20 protein-coding genes are annotated in these 17,113 nt (G+C 63.1%); 12 read left to right on the top strand and 8 right to left on the bottom strand.

From position 1 onward, the window contains the following. The first annotated feature begins 42 nt into the window (after positions 1–42). Positions 43–2,385, top strand: coding sequence for a response regulator (locus ACYG9V_RS01595; RefSeq protein ID WP_352765140.1), 2,343 nt, complete (start codon positions 43–45; stop codon positions 2,383–2,385). Here the strand turns inward: ACYG9V_RS01595 and ACYG9V_RS01600 are convergent, their stop codons facing one another. The 6 genes from ACYG9V_RS01600 to ACYG9V_RS01625 form a co-directional block, all read right to left on the bottom strand. Next, positions 2,386–3,138, bottom strand: a complete 753-nt coding sequence (locus tag ACYG9V_RS01600; protein WP_023715042.1) for a Stf0 family sulfotransferase — start codon at positions 3,136–3,138, stop codon at positions 2,386–2,388. A gap of 80 nt (positions 3,139–3,218) precedes the next feature. After that, the gene (locus ACYG9V_RS01605; RefSeq protein WP_460221897.1) at positions 3,219–4,349 is read right to left on the bottom strand and encodes a sterol desaturase family protein; all 1,131 of its coding nucleotides are present in this window, start codon (positions 4,347–4,349) and stop codon (positions 3,219–3,221) included. 176 nt (positions 4,350–4,525) lie between these two features. Next, entirely contained in the window at positions 4,526–5,077 is a 552-nt protein-coding gene (locus tag ACYG9V_RS01610) for a chloramphenicol phosphotransferase CPT family protein (RefSeq protein ID WP_023690061.1), read from the bottom strand. A gap of 8 nt (positions 5,078–5,085) precedes the next feature. Next, the gene (locus tag ACYG9V_RS01615; RefSeq protein WP_023826714.1) at positions 5,086–5,943 is read right to left on the bottom strand and encodes a lytic transglycosylase domain-containing protein; all 858 of its coding nucleotides are present in this window, start codon (positions 5,941–5,943) and stop codon (positions 5,086–5,088) included. Positions 5,944–5,947: 4 nt separating this feature from the next. Then, a complete protein-coding gene (gene ispG, locus ACYG9V_RS01620; RefSeq protein ID WP_023684023.1) occupies positions 5,948–7,201 on the bottom strand; it encodes a flavodoxin-dependent (E)-4-hydroxy-3-methylbut-2-enyl-diphosphate synthase in 1,254 nt (417 codons plus the stop codon). A gap of 288 nt (positions 7,202–7,489) precedes the next feature. Continuing rightward, positions 7,490–7,669, bottom strand: a complete 180-nt coding sequence (locus ACYG9V_RS01625; RefSeq protein ID WP_023684024.1) for a YdcH family protein — start codon at positions 7,667–7,669, stop codon at positions 7,490–7,492. Positions 7,670–7,908: 239 nt separating this feature from the next. On the opposite strand from ACYG9V_RS01625, the gene ACYG9V_RS01630 reads away from it, so the two are divergent. Further along, positions 7,909–8,112, top strand: a complete 204-nt coding sequence (locus ACYG9V_RS01630) for a YdcH family protein (protein ID WP_023673103.1) — start codon at positions 7,909–7,911, stop codon at positions 8,110–8,112. 24 nt (positions 8,113–8,136) lie between these two features. On the opposite strand, the gene ACYG9V_RS01635 is transcribed toward ACYG9V_RS01630, so the two are convergent. Continuing rightward, the gene (locus ACYG9V_RS01635) at positions 8,137–8,952 is read right to left on the bottom strand and encodes an IclR family transcriptional regulator (RefSeq protein ID WP_023752881.1); all 816 of its coding nucleotides are present in this window, start codon (positions 8,950–8,952) and stop codon (positions 8,137–8,139) included. Between the two features lie 156 nt (positions 8,953–9,108). On the opposite strand from ACYG9V_RS01635, the gene ACYG9V_RS01640 reads away from it, so the two are divergent. The 8 genes from ACYG9V_RS01640 (at position 9,109) to ACYG9V_RS01675 (ending at position 15,575) form a co-directional block, all read left to right on the top strand. Next, a complete protein-coding gene (locus ACYG9V_RS01640) occupies positions 9,109–9,939 on the top strand; it encodes a transporter substrate-binding domain-containing protein (RefSeq protein WP_023673105.1) in 831 nt (276 codons plus the stop codon). 69 nt (positions 9,940–10,008) lie between these two features. Beyond that, a complete protein-coding gene (locus tag ACYG9V_RS01645) occupies positions 10,009–10,674 on the top strand; it encodes an amino acid ABC transporter permease (protein WP_023693641.1) in 666 nt (221 codons plus the stop codon). A 1-nt stretch (position 10,675) separates the two neighbouring features. Next, the gene (locus ACYG9V_RS01650; protein WP_023698475.1) at positions 10,676–11,326 is read left to right on the top strand and encodes an amino acid ABC transporter permease; all 651 of its coding nucleotides are present in this window, start codon (positions 10,676–10,678) and stop codon (positions 11,324–11,326) included. Positions 11,327–11,330: 4 nt separating this feature from the next. Beyond that, a complete protein-coding gene (locus ACYG9V_RS01655) occupies positions 11,331–12,125 on the top strand; it encodes an amino acid ABC transporter ATP-binding protein (protein WP_023673108.1) in 795 nt (264 codons plus the stop codon). Between the two features lie 117 nt (positions 12,126–12,242). After that, on the top strand, positions 12,243–12,704 hold the full coding sequence (locus tag ACYG9V_RS01660; RefSeq protein WP_023673109.1) for a RidA family protein: 462 nt from the start codon (positions 12,243–12,245) through the stop codon (positions 12,702–12,704). Between the two features lie 20 nt (positions 12,705–12,724). Further along, positions 12,725–13,930, top strand: coding sequence for an aminotransferase class V-fold PLP-dependent enzyme (locus ACYG9V_RS01665; RefSeq protein ID WP_031195646.1), 1,206 nt, complete (start codon positions 12,725–12,727; stop codon positions 13,928–13,930). 74 nt (positions 13,931–14,004) lie between these two features. Beyond that, on the top strand, positions 14,005–14,502 hold the full coding sequence (purE, locus tag ACYG9V_RS01670; RefSeq protein ID WP_352765142.1) for a 5-(carboxyamino)imidazole ribonucleotide mutase: 498 nt from the start codon (positions 14,005–14,007) through the stop codon (positions 14,500–14,502). Further along, a complete protein-coding gene (locus tag ACYG9V_RS01675) occupies positions 14,499–15,575 on the top strand; it encodes a 5-(carboxyamino)imidazole ribonucleotide synthase (RefSeq protein ID WP_352765143.1) in 1,077 nt (358 codons plus the stop codon). The genes purE and ACYG9V_RS01675 overlap by 4 nt, the downstream gene beginning before the upstream one ends. A 38-nt stretch (positions 15,576–15,613) precedes the next feature. Here the strand turns inward: ACYG9V_RS01675 and ACYG9V_RS01680 are convergent, their stop codons facing one another. Beyond that, the gene (locus ACYG9V_RS01680; protein WP_023684031.1) at positions 15,614–16,042 is read right to left on the bottom strand and encodes a lysozyme inhibitor LprI family protein; all 429 of its coding nucleotides are present in this window, start codon (positions 16,040–16,042) and stop codon (positions 15,614–15,616) included. Positions 16,043–16,284: 242 nt separating this feature from the next. Here ACYG9V_RS01680 and ykgO point away from each other — a divergent pair, with 242 nt between their 5' ends. Next, positions 16,285–16,410 carry a type B 50S ribosomal protein L36 gene (ykgO, locus tag ACYG9V_RS01685; RefSeq protein ID WP_006327841.1) on the top strand — a complete coding sequence of 42 codons (126 nt, stop codon included), beginning with the start codon at positions 16,285–16,287 and terminating at the stop codon, positions 16,408–16,410. A 113-nt stretch (positions 16,411–16,523) separates the two neighbouring features. Continuing rightward, positions 16,524–17,105 (top strand): tetratricopeptide repeat protein, encoded by a 582-nt coding sequence (locus tag ACYG9V_RS01690; protein WP_352765145.1) that lies wholly within the window; start codon positions 16,524–16,526, stop codon positions 17,103–17,105. Positions 17,106–17,113: the final 8 nt, after the last annotated feature.

Below are 17,113 nucleotides of genomic sequence, written 5' to 3' on the forward strand. Positions count from 1 at the left end.
AATCCCGACCGTTAAAATGATGCGTATGTGTTGGGGTTGCGCATGCCGGAATATTCTTTCTTCATCCGCTCGATCCGGATCCGCTACATCTCGGGATTGCTCATCTTTGCGCTGGCTTCCACCGCGGTGATGTTTGCGCTCAATCGCGTCAATTCCTTCCGCCACGACATCGACGCGCTGAGCAGCAATCTCGTCGTCTTCACCCGCGACCTGCGCAACGCCTCCAGCTTTGCCGAAACCGCCAGCACGACCTGGCGCACCGAAACCCGTGACGGCCTTGCCGCCGCCGCGCGCGGCCATTCGCAACGCCTGACCAGCGAGATCGAAACACTGTCCGCGGAGTTGGCCGCGATCAAGCCGAGCCTGTCGGCCAAAACGCTGGACGAACTCTCGTCGGCCGCCGTCAACGGCGACCTGTTCTGGTCGTCGCGCGACATCGTGCGCAACTTCAACCTGATGTCGGCGGCGCAACAGACCGACGAATGGAGTTCGCGCGAAATCCTCAACCAGAACGACCTGTTCGTCCAGCCGATGCTGGTGCGTGTGCGTACCGCCATGGATGGCGAACGCCATCTGGCCGACGCCTCCAGCGACAGGCTGCTGTTGTGGGCAAGCGGCCTTCTGTTCGCGGTTCTTGCCATCGTCGCCCTCTGGATCTTCCGGCCCATGGAAAAGGCGATCCGCCGCGCATTCACCGAATCCGCCGCATCCTTGTTCAAGGCCGAAGCGGCCGACCGCGCCAAATCGGAATTCCTGGCCAATATGAGCCATGAGATTCGCACGCCGATGAATGGCGTGCTGGGCATGGCCGAACTGCTCGCCAAGACCGAGCTTAACGCACGCCAGAAGACCTTCACCGAAGTGATCGTCAAGTCCGGCAATGCGCTGCTCACCATCATCAACGACATCCTCGATTTCTCCAAGATCAATGCCGGTCAGCTGACGCTCGATCCTGCACCCTTCCGGCTTGCCGAAGCGGTCGAGGACGTGGCCACACTGGTGTCGGCGCGCGTCGCCGAAAAGAACCTCGAGCTGATCGTGCGCGTCGACCCGCGCCTGCCTGCCCATGTCGTCGGCGATGCCGGACGGTTCCGTCAGATCGTCACCAATCTGCTCGGCAATGCGGTGAAGTTCACCGAGAAGGGCCATGTGCTGATCGATGTCGGCGGCGAGGTGGTCGACGGCATGGTCCAGCTCAAGGTCCGCGTCGAGGACACAGGCATCGGCATTCCTGCCGAGAAGCTCGAGAACGTGTTCGAGAAATTCGCGCAGGTCGACGGCTCGTCGACGCGCCGCCATGAAGGCACCGGCCTCGGCCTTGCCATCGCCGCCCGCCTCATCGACCTGATGGGCGGCAAGATCGGCGTCGAAAGCGAGATCGGCCGCGGCTCGGTGTTCTGGTTCGCCGTGCCGCTGCCGGCGCATCAGCAGGACACGCGCAACGAGGTCGTGCCGGTCGATGTCACCGGCGCCCGCGTGCTGGTCATCGACGACAACCCGGTCAACCGCGAGATCTTGCTGGAACAGCTCAGAAGCTGGAGCTTCGACTGCGCGGCCGCCGAAAGCGGCGCCGTTGGCCTCGCCTTTCTAGACCGGGCCAGCCAGCTCGGTGCTGCGGTCGACTGCATCATCCTCGACTACCAGATGCCCGGCATGAACGGCGCCGATGTCGCCAAGGCGATTTCCGCCGACAGCCGTCTCTCCGCCATCCCGGTGGTGCTGCTGACCTCGGTCGACCAGGTCGATTTCGGCAAGATGGTCATCGATTTCGGCATCGCCGCGCATCTCACCAAGCCGGCTCGCTCGGCCATCCTGCTCGGCACCGTCATCTCGGCCATCCAGAAAGCGCGGGCCCAGATCGGCAAGGCCCAGTTCGTTCGCGAGCCTGTTGTTCCGCAGGCGGCACCCGTGACGCCACCCGCCTTCACCGTCATTCGCGGCCCGGCAATTCCGGCGGCCACAGTGCCTGAATCGATCGCCACGCCAAACGGCCCGATCGATATTCTGATCGCCGAGGACAATGACGTGAACCAGCTGGTGTTCGGCCAAATCCTCAATGGGCTTGGCCTCAGCTACCGCATCGCCAGCAATGGCCGCACGGCCGTTGAGATGTACCGGGCGCTGCGGCCGAAGCTGATCCTCATGGACGTCTCCATGCCGGAGATGAACGGCTACGAGGCGACCCGCGCCATCCGGGCGGCGGAGGCAGCGAGTGGCAATCACACACCAATCATCGGCGTCACCGCTCACGCACTGAAGGGCGACCGCGACAAATGTATCGAGTCCGGAATGGACGACTATCTGCCCAAGCCGGTGTCGCCCGACCGCCTCGGCAGTAAGATCGGCACATGGCTCAGCGAAACGGTCACGGTAAAGAGGGCTTGATCAAATCGCCGCGTCCAGACGATAGCGGTGCATCCAGTCGAGACTGGTCTCGTCGGAGAGCTTGGCGACGCCCGGCTTTACGTCGGCGGCATTCGGCGCCGGAACGCCCAGGGCCTTGCAGATGGATGACAATGCCGCTGCCGGATCGGCTGACAGGCGCTCATAGCCGATGCGCAGCGGGACGATCCCCTGCTCCGCGAACCAGACATTCCAGCCCGCGTCATAGGCTTCGAGTTCGGCAAGCTCGCGCTGGATCCGCTTGAAATCGTAGCGGGGTTCCTGCGGCGGTGCGACCCGTTCGATCTCGGTTCCGTCGGGCGCGATGTGCCAAAGCCCAGTCTGCTCGGCCTTGATCAGCGACACCGCCTGCGCCAGCTTGTTTTCGCGCGAAAGATGGATGTAGAGGATCCGGCCGAAGGCCTTTTCAAAGCGTGCTTTGTCCGATGGCAGGTCTGGGTAGATCCGGTCGAGGATGGCCGAGAGTTCACCCAGGTTTTCCCGCATCAGGCGCAAGCCGAAGACGCCTGTTCCGCCCCTTCCCGCGCTGATTGCCGCACCGAGATAGGCGACGTCGAAATCATGCGCGCTCATCGTCTCGGGATGCGGCAATTTCCACTCTTCGGCCCATTCCGCTTTGTCCTGCCGCCGGTAGAATGAGTGCGGATCGCCGGCTGTTTTCGTCGAGGCCAGAAGGCCGCACAGCAAAGTGCTTCCGGTTCTCGGCGTGCCGCAGATTATGTAGCCGTCAAGCATCTGGGACTCTGTCGCTTGTCATGGATTGGGCTAACCCCGCCAGGGCGCGGTGACACGCGCGCTTCGCGAAAGGCTCCAGTCTAGCCGCGCCGGAAGGGATAGAGGAATTGCTGCCAGTATCCGTTCGGAACGGGATGTCCGTGAATGCCGTAGCCGTTCGGCCAGCGCCCTTCGGGCATATGATGGGTGCCGAACAGCCGGTCGAGCAGCGGGAAATGGATGGCGAAATTTACGTCGATCGCTTCTTTCTCGAGGCCGTGATGCCAGTGGTGGTAACGCGGCGACACCAGCATCTTTTCGACTGGACCGAAACTGGTCCCGATGTTGGAATGGATGAAAGACGAATAGACGTAGACGATCAAAATATACGTCTGGATAGCCAATTCATCGAACCCCAGCACGAACATCGGGGTTGCCGTCAGGCTGCGCAGCATGATGATTTCCAGGAAATGCATGCGCGCACCGGCAATCCAGTCCATCGACTTGGCGGAATGGTGCACGGCATGGAACTTCCACAGCCAGGGAATGCGATGAAAGGCCCGATGCACCCAATACTGGGCAAAGTCGGTCAGGAACATTACCGCCAGCAGTTGCACCAGCCACGGCAAGCCGTGGACCCAGGCGCGCACCGAACCAAGGGCGCCCTGTGCATTGACGAAGTTGGACGGCGCCAAGGTCAGGTAGGTCAAAATCTGCACCAGCAGCGACGAGACCAGATAGTAGAACAGGTCCTCGCGCCATTCGTCGCGGAACACGGTCTGATCCTTGTTGCGCGCGAAAAGACGTTCGAGCGGGACGAACAGCACACCCATGAACAAGGCGTTCAGGATGAAGAAATCGAGCCCGAAGAACACCCCGTCGATGTGCAGTTGATGGCGCACCGGAAGCATGCCGACCAGCGACGCCAGCAGCACAGTGAACATCGCTGCCGCGCCGAGCGTCTTTTGCCTGCGCAGCGTCATGCTGAGGATCGCCAGGATATAGCCGGAGATGAGGACGAAATAGAGCACCGGCTTGAAGAACAGCATCTGGTGGATGGGGGCCAGATCCGGCATCGATGTAAGCGACGGGTAGCGCAGCACGATGACCATCAGCAGGGCGGTGACCCCGGCAAGCAAGCCAATCGAGCCGGACAGCCAGCCAGAACCGAACGGCCGTTTGGCGCGCGGCGTTTCAAGTTCACTTACAACGCGTCTAAGGAAATTTGCCACCGCCCCCTATGCCCCGCCTTTTTGACGATCGCAAAAAAGCTCTCGTCGGAGATATCGACCTCTTTTGCTACAGCAGGGCTCATTAATATTTAATCGCCACGACCCTGCACATGACGGGTGACTATCGCTTTTGGGCGATTGGAAGAGCCATGATTGCAACAAAAGAACACCGGCCACTATAGTCGGAATCTTTCCTGGATGCGACGGGCGCATTCAAGCGGCGTCAGCCGGCTGGTGTCGACTTCGAGGTCGTAGTCCATGCCCTTGTGGACGCGTCCATATTGCCAGCGCGCCAGGCCAGGCAGCCTGTCGGCGCGCGCGGCCTCGCGCGCTTCCAGCACCTCCAGCGGCGCCATGACGCCGACCAGATGCAGGTCAAAGCTCGACAGCAACTTGCGGTGCTCCGCTATCTCGTCATTGAAGATCACGTCGTCGACAATGAGATTGTTGCCTTGCCCGGCCATGGCGGCGATGGCATGGCGCATGCCGCGCATGGCTCGCGCGCCGACCGGCCCGCTCCTGATCACCACCGACGGCTTGCCGTCTTCCAGCACGGTCTCAAAGGAAAACCCGTCGGCATGATCCTGCAGCGCCGGCGGCAGCATGTCGATGAAAGCATCCATCTGGACATGCAGGAAGGGCTCGGTGGCGATTGTTTGCAGCGCCCTGGCGATCGAGCTTTTGCCGGCGCTGCCGACGCCATTAAGCAGGACGATTTTGGCCGTCATGTCGCCCCCTATCGGTTGCGCACGACGATACAGGCGCCGCCGACGCTTTGCAGTTTCTGGCAGATGACGTTGGCGGCGGCACGGTCGTCGACGCCGATCCTGACGGCGTAGATGCCGCGTCGGCCGATCGGCGTGCGCACCCGGCTGACCACCGGGTCACGACCGGAAAGCAGCGCCGGAAACCGGCTCCTGACCCGCAGCCACTGATTGATCGCCGCGCCCCTGCGGAAATTGCCGGCCACCTGGACGCCCCATGGCTTCACATTGATCGACGCCATGGCCACGGTTCTCGACATGATCACCGGCAGCTTGCGGCAGGCGACGGCAAAGCTGGTTTTCGCGTCGAGCGGCTCGATCGTTCCGGCGTAGGCGCTGTCGGAGAACTTGTCGGCCGGTTCGCCCATGATGTCGAAGACGTAGCTCTCGGTCTCCATCGGCAGGAAACCGCCGGAATCCAGCCAGCGCGAAACGCGGCTCTCGCCGGCATTGTAGGCAGCCGCCGCCAGGCCGAGATTGCCGAAGCCGGTCTTCATTTCGGCGAGATATTTCGCCGAAGCCGGGATCGCCTGGTCGATGTCGAAAGGATCGGCCAGCCCGCGCATCTTGGCGGTGCCCGGCATGAACTGGGCGATGCCTTCGGCACCGACAGGGCTCACCGCATTGGGGTCGAAGCGGCTTTCCTTCCAGATCAGCCGGGCGAAGTAATCCTTCGGCAGGCCGTTCCGCTCGGCATGCGTCTCGATCAGGTCACAGACACGGCCGATCAATCGTTTCGCCGCCGAGCGCGATTGCGGTGGATCGGCGAGCGCCTGTCCGGCACTCAGCGCGCAGAGCAGGAACAAACCGGCTTTGAGCAGCCCCCGCATGGGCTCATTCGGCCGCGGCTTTGCCGTGCTGTCCAAACCGCTGCTCGATATAGTCGGCAACCATTTTTTCGAAATCGGCGGCGATCGACGGACCGCGCAGCGTCGCTGACTTCTTGCCGTCGACGAAGACCGGCGCGGTCGGCGTCTCGCCGGTGCCGGGCAGCGAGATGCCGATATCGGCGTGCTTGGATTCGCCGGGGCCGTTGACAATGCAGCCCATCACCGCGACCTTGAGGTTCTCGACGCCGGGATATTTCTCCCGCCAGACCGGCATGTTCTTGCGCAAATCGGCCTGGATGTTCTGGGCGAGTTCCTGGAACACGGTGGATGTCGTGCGGCCGCAGCCGGGGCAAGCGGCGACGATCGGCACGAACTGACGGAAGCCCATGGTCTGCAGCAGTTCCTGCGAGACCTGCACCTCGCGGGTGCGATCGCCATTCGGCTCCGGCGTCAGCGAGATGCGGATGGTGTCGCCAATGCCTTGCTGCAAGAGGATGCCCATGGCAGCCGACGAGGCGACGATGCCCTTGGAGCCCATGCCGGCTTCGGTGAGGCCAAGATGCAGCGCATGGTTGGAACGCGTGGCAAGCTCGGTATAGACGGCGATCAAATCCTGCACGCCGCTGACCTTGGCCGACAGGATGATCTTTTCGCGGGCGAGGCCGATCTCTTCGGCCATTTCGGCCGACAGGATCGCCGACTGCACGATCGCCTCGCGGGTTACTTCCTGCGCCGTCAGCGGGAAGCCTTGGCGCTGGTTCTCGTCCATCAGCCGGGTGAGCAGTTCCTGATCGAGCGACCCCCAATTGACGCCGATGCGCACCGGCTTGTCATGCCTGATCGCCATTTCGACGATCGCCGCGAACTGGCGGTCTCTCTTGTCCTTGAAGCCGACATTGCCGGGATTGATGCGGTATTTGGCCAGCGCCTCGGCGCAGTCCGGATGGTCGGCCAGCAGCTTGTGGCCGATATAGTGGAAGTCGCCGACCAGCGGCACATTGATGCCGAGCCGCTCGAGCCGTTCGCGGATGCGCGGCACGGCGGCAGCGCTCTCGTCACGATCGACGGTGATGCGCACGATCTCGGAGCCGGCGCGATGCAAAGCCGCAACCTGCGCGACGGTCTGGTCGATATCGGCCGTGTCGGTGTTGGTCATCGACTGCACGACGACCGGCGCGCCGCCGCCGACGACCACGCCGCCGACATCGACGCCGACCGATGTCCGGCGCGCAAAGGGGGAGGAAAAATACCCGGTCATGCCGGCAGCCTCTTGATCACCCGAGCGACATACGTCCACGTCGACGCACGCTCAAACAGCTATCAGCGCATAGCGCTGAGGTTCGGGCATGAGGTGGAGGAGCAAAGATGGCTTGTCAATGGCGACAGACAAGCAGAGCCGCCAAATCGCAGCAGCGCGGCGACCCCACAGACGGGTTTCGCCGGCCAACAGTATCGGAATCAAGTAGCAAAAACAGGCCTCCGGCGGCATGTCGCCACCGGAGCGATAGTCACGCGCCAAGGCGGCGCGTCTAATCCTGGAAGGGCGTCAGTGTCTCGTCGGTTTCGCCTTCAGTTTTTCAATCTCGTCCTTGAGTGCCAGCTTGCGTCGCTTCAGATTCACGATTTCGAGGTCGTCGACCGATGGATGGTTCATCGCATCGTCGATCTCGCGTTCGATATCACCGTGTTTCCGCTGCAACTCATCAAGATGGGATGCAAGAGACATGATTGGTTCTCCCTTTCATGGTTTCCTCGATTGCAGCCGTCAAAGGCACGTCCACCGCAGGTCGCATCTGTGACGGCACCATGACAGTCTGCCACCATCCGGCTGCGATGTCGAATGCTGCGTGGTAGCATTCCACGACAATGTGATATGTGATATTGGCTGCGCGCCGGCGGCAATTGATGCCGCCCCCGCCCAATCATGCCCATTGCCGGGCGCCGCAGACATGCAGACGGTAGAGAATGTCCGACCAGGAAAAGGCCGATGTCCGCCTCGAATTTTCCCGCCTGAAGCAGGAGCATGCCGATTTCGACGCGGCCATCAATGCGATGATCGCCATGGGCTGCGACCCCTTGCAGATCCAGCGCATGAAGAAGAAGAAGCTTTTCCTCAAGGACCGGCTGATGGCGCTGGAAGACAAGATCATTCCGGACATCATCGCTTAGCCGACGGCCTCGGGGCCTAACTGCTCACCCCGCTATCGACAGCCGCGCCGCGCGATGGCGCAGCAACGTCAGCAATTCGTCGGTCTTCTCCGCTGAAGTGTCGATCGGCACCACCAGGCACAGCGTCGCCTCGACCTTGCCGGCGGCCGCGAAGACAGGGGCGGCCAGGCATTTGGTGTAGGCGTCGACCAGCCCCGAAGTGATGCAATAGCCGGTCGTTCTGGCCGTCGCGATATCGGCAATGAAGTCGTCGAACTGCAGCCTGCGGCCGTCGGGCAGCAAAAGGTCGTCTTCCGAGACCATGTCCTGGATGGCGGCCCTTTCCAATCCGGCCAGAAGCAGCCGCCCCGATGCCGTCCATGGCAGCGGGATCTGTAAGCCAGTGGCCGAGCTGATGCGGAACGGCCTGGTGCCGGGGCTGGAATGGACGATGGTATAGCGCCCGCTTTGCAGCATGCACAATTCGGAGGTCTCGCCGGTCTCGCGCGACAGATTGTCGACCTCCTGCCGGCCCCGCCTAAGCAGGTCGTTGCCCCTGACATAGTCCATCCCATAGAGGTAGAGCTTCTTGCCGAAATAGACCCGGTTGCCGTCGCCCTCCATCTCCAGGAGACCCGCATCGACCAGCGAACGCACCAGCGTATAGGTGGTGGAGCGCGGCGCATTCACCCCCTTGGCGAGATCGCCAATGCCGATGGCGCGCTGCGTGACATGCAGGAATTCCAGGATCTCCAGCACCCGGTTGAGGCCCTTCTCGCGCGAGCCGGAGGTCTTGTCGGGCGTCGGGCTCTCGGCTGGACCAAGCTCCGCCCGATCCGTGAGTCCATTGCTGTCTTGCATAACTGATTCCTGATGTTAGTATCTGTCTTGTATAGGATACATGTGTCTATTGTAAGAGACAATTCAAGTCGGCGACACGTGTGTCTGTAAGGGGAACTCAAACAACAGGAGGTCGCAGTGAACGACGCATCCAAGCGAGATTTTCTGAAACTGGGCATGGCCGGGCTTGCAACGGCGGGCGTGATGACCGCTGTCAGCGCCGAAAAGGCGGCGGCACAAGCCGCATCCGACAGCGTTCTGCGCACCGCGCTTGACCGCGGCAAGCTGATCGTCGGCACCGGCAGCACCAACGCGCCATGGCATTTCGAAAACGATGCCGGCGAGCTGGTCGGCATGGACATCACCATGGGCCGCATCCTGGCCAAGGGTCTGTTCGACGATCCGAGCAAGGTCGAGTTCGTCATGCAAGATCCGGCGCAGCGCATCCCCAATGTCACCACCAACAAGGTCGACATTACCATCCAGTTCATGACCATGACCGCGCAGCGCTCGCAGCTGATCCACTTCTCCAGGCCATACTATGTCGAGGGCGTCGCCCTGCTGACGCTGCCGACCGCGGAAAACAAGACCTTCGACAAGCTGCTCGCCGGCGGTTCGGCGACGCGCATCTCGATCCTGCAGAATGTCGACGCCGAAAGCTCGGTCCATTACGCCCTGCCGGAGGCGCAGGTGCTGCAGATCGACACCCAGGCCAATGTGCTGCAGGCACTGGAATCGAAACGCGCCGATGCCGCCGCCGTCGATCTTTCAACCGTGCGCTGGCTGGCCTCGCGCAACCCCGACAAATATTTCGATGCCGGCAAGAGCTGGTACTCGATGCTCTACGGCGCGGCGGTCAGGCAGGGCGACCTGGACTGGCTGACCTTCGTCAACCAGACCTTCACCATCGCCATGTTCGGCCATGAGACCGCACTCTACGACGCCGCCTTCAAGGACTATTTCGGCCAGGAGCCGCCGGCCCGCCATCCCGGTTTCCCGGTTGTCTGACAAGTGCTGGCGGAAGGGTTAGCCCTTCCGCCTTCTAGTTCGCATCCCCTTGGTTATTGCGGGAGACGCATGGGCTATACGCTCAACTTCAACCTGATCTGGCGCCATTTCGACAAGCTGTGGGGCGGCCTTCTGCTCAGCCTCGAGCTTGCCGTGATTTCGATTGCCATCGGCGTCGTCATCGGCCTGGTGCTGGCGGTCTGGTATGTCTCGGCCGGACGCGTGGTGCGCGCCATCATTGCGGCTTACGTCGAATTCATCCGCAACGTGCCGCTGATCCTGCTCGTCTATCTTGTCTTCTACGGCCTGCCGACGGTGATCGACGTCGCCTACGACGCGCCGACCTCGTTCGTGCTGACGCTGTCGGTCTATAGCGGCGCCTATCTGGTCGAGGTGTTCCGCTCCGGCCTCGAAGCCGTGCCGCGCGGCCAGCTCGATGCCGGCAAGGCGATCGGGCTCACGCCTTGGCAGCGGCTGGTTCATGTGCGCCTGCCGACCATGCTGCGCATCACGCTGCCGGCGCTGTCCAACACCTTCATCTCGCTGTTCAAGGACACGTCGATCGCCTCGGTGATCTCGGTGCCCGAGCTCACCTTCGGCGCCCAGTGGATCAACTTCAACACCTTCCGCATCGTCGAGGTCTATCTGGTGACGACGGCGATGTATCTGGTGACCGGCTACACCCTGCTCTTCGGGCTGCGGCTGGTCGAACGCCGGTTCAGGGCTGCGCGCTGACATGCTGAGCCAGATCCTCTACGCCGTACCGTTCCTCGCCCAGGGCTTCGCCATCACCTTGTGGGTGTCGCTGCTGGTCGTGGTGCTGTCGCTGATTGCCGGCGTCGCGCTCGGCGTCGGCCTGGTCTACGGCCCGGTGCCGCTGCGCTGGGCCGTGCGCATCTTCTCCGACACCATCCGCGGCATCCCGATCCTGGTGCTGATGTTCTTCGTCTATTACGGCCTGCCGGCCATCGGCCTGCATCTGCAATCCTTCTCGGCGGCGGTGCTGGCGCTGACCTTGTTCAAGACGGCGCAGGTCATTGAGTATCTCCGGGGCGCCGTCGGCTCTATTCCCAAGGGCCAGTCAGAAGCGGCGATGGCCATTGGGCTGACTTTTCGCCAGCGGCTCACCTACGTCATCTTTCCGCAGGCCTTCCGGCGCTTCCTGCCGCCCTGGATCAACGGCGTCACCGATGCGGTCAAGGGCAGCGCCCTGGTCTCGCTGCTCGGCATCACCGACCTGATGCAGGCGATCAACCAGGTCATCGGCCGCACCTATGAGGCGATGCCGCTCTACATCCTCGGCGCCTTGATCTATTTCGCCGTCAACTATGCGCTTTCCTACGCCAGCCGGCGGCTGGAACGGCGCTTTGCCTTCATCCGGGACTAGCACGATGGCCACAAGCTCGAACGACAATGCTGCCCTTCTCGACATTGCCGGGGTCTCGAAAGCCTTTGGTTCGGTCGAGGTGCTTCGCTCGGTCAGCCTCAAGGTGGACAGGGGCGAGGTGGTCACCGTCATCGGCCCTTCCGGCAGCGGCAAAACCACCCTGCTGCGCTGCGTCAACTTTCTCGAAAGCTACGACTCAGGTTCGATCCGCATCGACGGCAAGGAGGTCGGTTTTCGTGAGGCCGGCGCGCGCCAGCGGCGCAGCGAGCGCGACCTTGCCAATATGCGCGCCGAAACCGGCATGGTGTTCCAGAGCTTCAACCTGTTTCCGCACCTCACCGCCGCCGGCAACATCATGCTCGGCCTCACCAAGGTGCGCGGCAAGAGCAAGGCCGAGGCGCGCCAGATCGCCGAGCATTGGCTGAGCCGCGTCGGCCTCGCCCACAAGGCCGACAGCCTGCCGGCGGAACTCTCCGGGGGCCAGCAGCAGCGCGTCGGCATAGCGCGGGCAGTCGCCATGGAGCCAAAGATCCTGCTGCTCGACGAGATCACCTCCGCGCTCGATCCCGAATTGGTCGGCGAGGTGCTGGCCGTTGTGCGCAGCCTGGCCGAAGACGGCATGACAATGGTGATGGTCACGCACGAGATGGCCTTTGCCCGCGACGCTTCGAGCCGCATTGTCTTCATGGCCGATGGCGGTGTCAGCGCTGTTGGCCCGCCGAAGGAGATCCTTGCCGAAGAGACCACCAATGAGCGCCTGCGCTCTTTCCTGGCGCGGTTCCGCGCCTCGCATTTCTGACATGGGCGGCCCGAAGCAATTCCAGGAAAAGTGTAAGCGGTTTTCCCGGGAAAAGCGCGAAGCGCTTTCCCTTGGGAATTGCGTAAAACAACAGGCCGGCCCAAGGAGAATTCTTCCATGACGCCTTACATCCGGCTCGCCGAGCTCGGCCTGACGCTGCCCGAGCCGCCGACGCCGATCGCCAATTTCGTCACCCATGCGGAAAGCGGCCGGCTGATCTTTCTTTCGGGTCAAGGGCCGCTGCGCGCCGACGGCACGCTGTGCACCGGCAAGGTCGGCGAGGACGTCACCGTCGAGCAGGCCTATGAGCATGCCCGCCTCACCGGCCTCAACCTGCTCGCCGTCATGCACGCCGCCGCCGGCGATCTCGGCCGCATCGTGCGCGTCGTCAAATTGCTCGGCTTCGTCAATGCGACGCCGACCTTCAGCGACCACCCGAAAGTGGTCAATGGCTGCTCGGACCTGTTCGCCAGCGTCTTCGACAAGATCGGCGGCCATGCACGCTCGGCGATCGGGGTCGGCTCGCTGCCTGGAAACATCACCGTCGAAATCGAAGCGGTCGTCGAGATCGCCGCCTGACCGTCAAGGGATTGCTGAACATGAAAACCTATTCCGACACCGGCTCCAACACCACGATCCGTGAACGGCTGGGACTGAGGCCGATCATCAACGTCTCCGGCACGATGACGACCCTCGGCGCCTCGATCATCGTTCCCGAGGCGATCAGCGCCATGGCCGAGATCGCCTCGCAATGGGTGGAGATGGACGATCTGCAGCGCGCCGCAAGCGTGATCACCGCCCGCCTCACCGGCGGCGAGGCCGGCTTCATCACCGCCTGCTGCGCCTCAGGCATCACAATGGCGATCGCCGGGGCGATGACCGGCACCAATTTGCTGGCGATCGAACGGCTGCCCGACGACACCGAAGGCCTGAAGTCCGAAGTCGTCATCCAGCTTGGCCATATCGTCAATTACGGCGCGCCGATCGACCAGTCGATCCGCGTCGCCGGCGCCAAGGTCATTCCAGCCGGTACCGTCAGCGTCACCCAGGACTATCACCTGCGCGAAGCGATCAATGAGCGCACGGCGGCAGCACTCTATGTCGTCGCGCACCACACCGTGCAGTACGGCATGCTTTCCCTCGAGGAATTCTGCGAAATCTGCCACGCCAGGGGCGTGCCGGTGATCGTCGACGCGGCTTCCGAATATGACCTGCGCAGCTTCCTGGCGCGCGGCGCCGACATCGTCGTCTACAGCGGCCACAAATTCCTTTCGGGGCCAACCAGCGGCATCGTTACGGGACGCAAGGATCTTGTCCGCGCCGCCTATCTGCAGAACCGCGGCGTCGCCCGCGCCATGAAGGTCGGCAAGGAAAGCATCGCCGGCACCATGGCTGCGCTCGAAGCCTGGGAAAAGCGCGACCATGCCGGCATCCGCCGGCGCGAGGAAGCGGCGCTCAATCTGTGGAGGGATTCGCTACAGGGAATACCCGGCATCGTCGCAAACATCATTCCCGACCCGACCGCCAATCCGCTCGACCGGCTGCAAATCTTTGTCTTGCCCAAAAGCCGCTTCACCGCCGCCGGCCTCGCCTCGGCATTGGCGGCCGGATCGCCGCCCATCATCGTGCGCAACCACGAGGCCGAGCGCGGCCATTTCTTCCTCGACCCGTGCAATCTGCACCCCGGCGAGGCCGAGATCGTCGCCGAGCAGCTGCGCGCCGTGCTCACCGCGGCCGACAGGCCGACGGATGCGATGAGACAGCCGCGAAAGGATTCATCCGGCGCCCTGCGCTGGCCGGACTAGGCTGCGGCGGCCGCCATCCTTGCGGGCCAGCCCGAATTCCGCTAAGGCGCGCCTTTACCGCCGGGAGCATGCGCTTGACCGACCACCGCGCCGACGTCGCCATCATCATGGGCAGCCAGTCCGACTGGGCGACGATGCGCCACGCCGCCGAAACGCTGGAGGCGCTGAGCATTCCGCACAAGCGGCTGATCGTCTCCGCCCACCGCACCCCGGACCGCCTCTATGATTTCGCCAAAGGCGCCAAGGCGGCCGGCTACAAGGTGATCATCGCCGGGGCCGGCGGCGCCGCCCACCTGCCCGGCATGACGGCGGCTCTGACGCCGCTGCCGGTGTTCGGCGTGCCGGTCGAATCGAAGGCGCTGTCAGGCCAGGATTCGCTGCTCTCCATCGTCCAGATGCCGGCCGGCATTCCGGTCGGCACGCTTGCCATCGGCAAGGCGGGTGCGGCCAACGCCGCCCTTCTGGCGGCCGCCGTGCTGGCGCTGAACGACGAAGAACTTGCCGCCCGCCTGGATGCCTGGCGCGCCGCCCAAACCGCCAGGGTCGCCACCGAACCGACGGACGCGCCGTGAGCCTGCCCGCGGGATCGAGCATCGGCATCATCGGCGGCGGCCAGCTCGGCCGCATGCTGGCTGTCGCCGCAGCGCGCCTCGGCTACCGCACAATTATCCTCGAACCGCAGGCCGATTGCCCGGCGGCTCAGGTCGCCAACCGCCAGATCACCGCCGCCTATGACGATGCGGACGCCCTTGCCGAACTGGCGGCAGTCAGCGCCGTCGTCACCTACGAATTCGAGAATGTGCCGGTGGCGGCCGCCGGCGCACTTGCTGCCAAGGTCCCGGTTTATCCGCCGCCGCGAGCGCTGGAAGTTGCCCAGGATAGGGTGGCGGAGAAGGTATTCCTTAACAGCATCGGCATCAGGACAGCGGATTTCCGCTCCGTCGACAATGACGACGAACTGACGGCGGCGCTGAGAGAGTTCGGTGGCAGCGGCATCTTGAAAACCCGCCGCATGGGCTATGACGGCAAGGGCCAGCGCGTCTTCCGCAACATGGAGACGGGCGGCTTTGCCGGCACATGCGAGACCATGGGCAATGTGCCGCTGATCCTCGAATCCTTCGTCGCTTTCGAGCGCGAAATCTCGGTCATCGCCGCGCGCGGGTTGGACGGCGCGGTCGCCGCCTACGATCCGGCTGAGAACGTCCACCGCGACGGCATCCTGCATACCTCGACCCTGCCGGCCCAGATCAGACTGGACACGGCGGCAACGGCGCAGGCCGCGGCGGCGAAAATCCTGTCGGCCCTCGACTATGTCGGCGTCATCGGCGTCGAGTTCTTCGTTCTTGCCGATGGCACGCTGCTGGCCAACGAAATGGCGCCGCGCGTGCACAATTCCGGCCACTGGACGGAAGCCGCCGGCATCGTTTCGCAGTTCGAGCAGCATATCCGCGCCATTGCCGGCCTGCCGCTGGGCAACCCTGGCCGGCATTCAAACTGCATCATGGAAAACCTGATCGGCGACGATGTGCTGCGCGTACCCGCTTTGCTCGCCGAGCCCGATCTGATGCTGCATCTCTACGGCAAGGCGGAAGCGCGCCCAGGCCGCAAGATGGGCCATTTCACGCGCATCAGCCGCCGTAGCTAAGCCATTCCGGCACTTTGCGCGAGGGCGTGGCTCGAGCCCTATTGCAGCTCGTCGTTCAGATCCCCGTCTTCGTCGGGGCTGGCGCAACTCGCATCGCCTTCCCTACAATTGGCGCCCGCGGTGAGCTGTTTGATGCGCTGGTCCGTCAGTTCGGTCAGGCATTGTGAAACCTCCATCGGATGGATGGAGCCGCCCTCGCTGTCTGTCGTCGTATAGGCGCATTCGGCGTCGCGGAAGGCGATCCAGGCGCGTTGCGCGACCTGCAGCAGCTTCCTGCCCTTGTCGTCGTTGCGACCGACGAGATCCTTGTAGGCCTGGTTGAGCTTGGCATCGGCGGCCCGATAGTCCTCGCCGGCGCAGATGTTCATCATCTGCTGGCTGTCGTCGTTGCGGTCGCATTCCTGCGCCTGCGCGATGGAGGCGGCTGCCATAACGGCAAGGCTCGCGGACACAAACAACAGGCGCATAGAGGTCTCCAAATCGGCTTGCGGGTGCCGCACCATTCCAGCCCGCCTTCGGCCACGCAATGGCGTGGAGCCGAGATGGCGGATATTTGATGGCCAAAGCCATTCTCGGCCTCTATCCAGCACGCTTGCGGTTGACACGGGCAAGGCTCCTCGTTTATGAGCCACCGCAAGTTCAAAGGCGCGCTTTTCAGGCGCGCCTTAATAATTCGGCCCGGACAGGGCCCAGACCGACGGGCAAGACCATGAAGATCAAGAATTCGCTCAAGGCGCTGAAGGCGCGTCACCGCGACAACCAGCTGGTTCGCCGCAAGGGCCGCGTCTACATCATCAACAAGACCGCTCCACGCTACAAGGCGCGCCAGGGCTGAGTGTTCGGCCGGAGGCTCGTTGCCTCCGTCCATACGATGGTAATTGCCTGGTTTCAGGCACTTTCACGCTAATTTCAGTTTGACGATCCGCCGTCCGGGGTTAGATTCCGGCGATGCGGATTCTTTTTGCATTTTTGGCGACCCTGTTTCTTTTCGGCGTCGCTCCGGCGTCGGCGGACGATCCGCCGGCAAAGCCGCCGGTTGCCCTGACCAGGGAAGCCAGGCTCGACCAACTGTTTGCCGAGCTGAAGCGCGAGCGCAACGAAAAGGCGGCCGAGCGCATCGCCGGGCGCATCTGGGGCGAATGGTTCCAGTCCGGCAGCGCCTCAATCGACCTGATGATGCAATGGTCGCAAAAGGCGATGGACGACCAGAAGTTCGACGTCGCCCTCGACTTCCTCGATCAGGTCGTCATCCTGCAGCCAAAATATGCCGAAGGCTGGAACCGGCGCGCCACCGTCCATTACATGATGAAGAATTTCGGGAAATCGATGTCCGACATCGACCAGACGCTGCAGCTGGAACCACGCCATTTCGGCGCGCTTTCGGGCCTGGCCCAGATCATGGCCGCCACCGGCCACAAGCAATCGGCGCTCGAAGCCTGGCAGAAGGTGCTTACCATCTATCCGATGATGCGCAGCGCTCAGGACCAGGTCGCGGAAATTTCGGAAGAGCTGGCCGGCGAAGGAATTTGATTAGGCAG

The sequence above is a fragment of the Mesorhizobium sp. W016 genome (genome assembly GCF_054719485.1).

Bases quoted from the DNA above. Each gene is read 5' to 3' on its own strand.
- ACYG9V_RS01595 (WP_352765140.1), top strand. From the start codon at position 43: ATGCCGGAATATTCTTTCTTCATCCGCTCGATCCGGATCCGCTACATC.
- ACYG9V_RS01600 (WP_023715042.1), bottom strand. From the start codon at position 3,138: ATGCTTGACGGCTACATAATCTGCGGCACGCCGAGAACCGGAAGCACT.
- ACYG9V_RS01610 (WP_023690061.1), bottom strand. From the start codon at position 5,077: ATGACGGCCAAAATCGTCCTGCTTAATGGCGTCGGCAGCGCCGGCAAA.
- ACYG9V_RS01615 (WP_023826714.1), bottom strand. From the start codon at position 5,943: ATGCGGGGGCTGCTCAAAGCCGGTTTGTTCCTGCTCTGCGCGCTGAGT.
- ispG (WP_023684023.1), bottom strand. From the start codon at position 7,201: ATGACCGGGTATTTTTCCTCCCCCTTTGCGCGCCGGACATCGGTCGGC.
- ACYG9V_RS01625 (WP_023684024.1), bottom strand. From the start codon at position 7,669: ATGTCTCTTGCATCCCATCTTGATGAGTTGCAGCGGAAACACGGTGAT.
- ACYG9V_RS01630 (WP_023673103.1), top strand. From the start codon at position 7,909: ATGTCCGACCAGGAAAAGGCCGATGTCCGCCTCGAATTTTCCCGCCTG.
- ACYG9V_RS01635 (WP_023752881.1), bottom strand. From the start codon at position 8,952: ATGCAAGACAGCAATGGACTCACGGATCGGGCGGAGCTTGGTCCAGCC.
- ACYG9V_RS01640 (WP_023673105.1), top strand. From the start codon at position 9,109: ATGGCCGGGCTTGCAACGGCGGGCGTGATGACCGCTGTCAGCGCCGAA.
- ACYG9V_RS01645 (WP_023693641.1), top strand. From the start codon at position 10,009: ATGGGCTATACGCTCAACTTCAACCTGATCTGGCGCCATTTCGACAAG.
- ACYG9V_RS01650 (WP_023698475.1), top strand. From the start codon at position 10,676: ATGCTGAGCCAGATCCTCTACGCCGTACCGTTCCTCGCCCAGGGCTTC.
- ACYG9V_RS01655 (WP_023673108.1), top strand. From the start codon at position 11,331: ATGGCCACAAGCTCGAACGACAATGCTGCCCTTCTCGACATTGCCGGG.
- ACYG9V_RS01660 (WP_023673109.1), top strand. From the start codon at position 12,243: ATGACGCCTTACATCCGGCTCGCCGAGCTCGGCCTGACGCTGCCCGAG.
- ACYG9V_RS01665 (WP_031195646.1), top strand. From the start codon at position 12,725: ATGAAAACCTATTCCGACACCGGCTCCAACACCACGATCCGTGAACGG.
- ACYG9V_RS01680 (WP_023684031.1), bottom strand. From the start codon at position 16,042: ATGCGCCTGTTGTTTGTGTCCGCGAGCCTTGCCGTTATGGCAGCCGCC.
- ykgO (WP_006327841.1), top strand. From the start codon at position 16,285: ATGAAGATCAAGAATTCGCTCAAGGCGCTGAAGGCGCGTCACCGCGAC.
- ACYG9V_RS01690 (WP_352765145.1), top strand. From the start codon at position 16,524: ATGCGGATTCTTTTTGCATTTTTGGCGACCCTGTTTCTTTTCGGCGTC.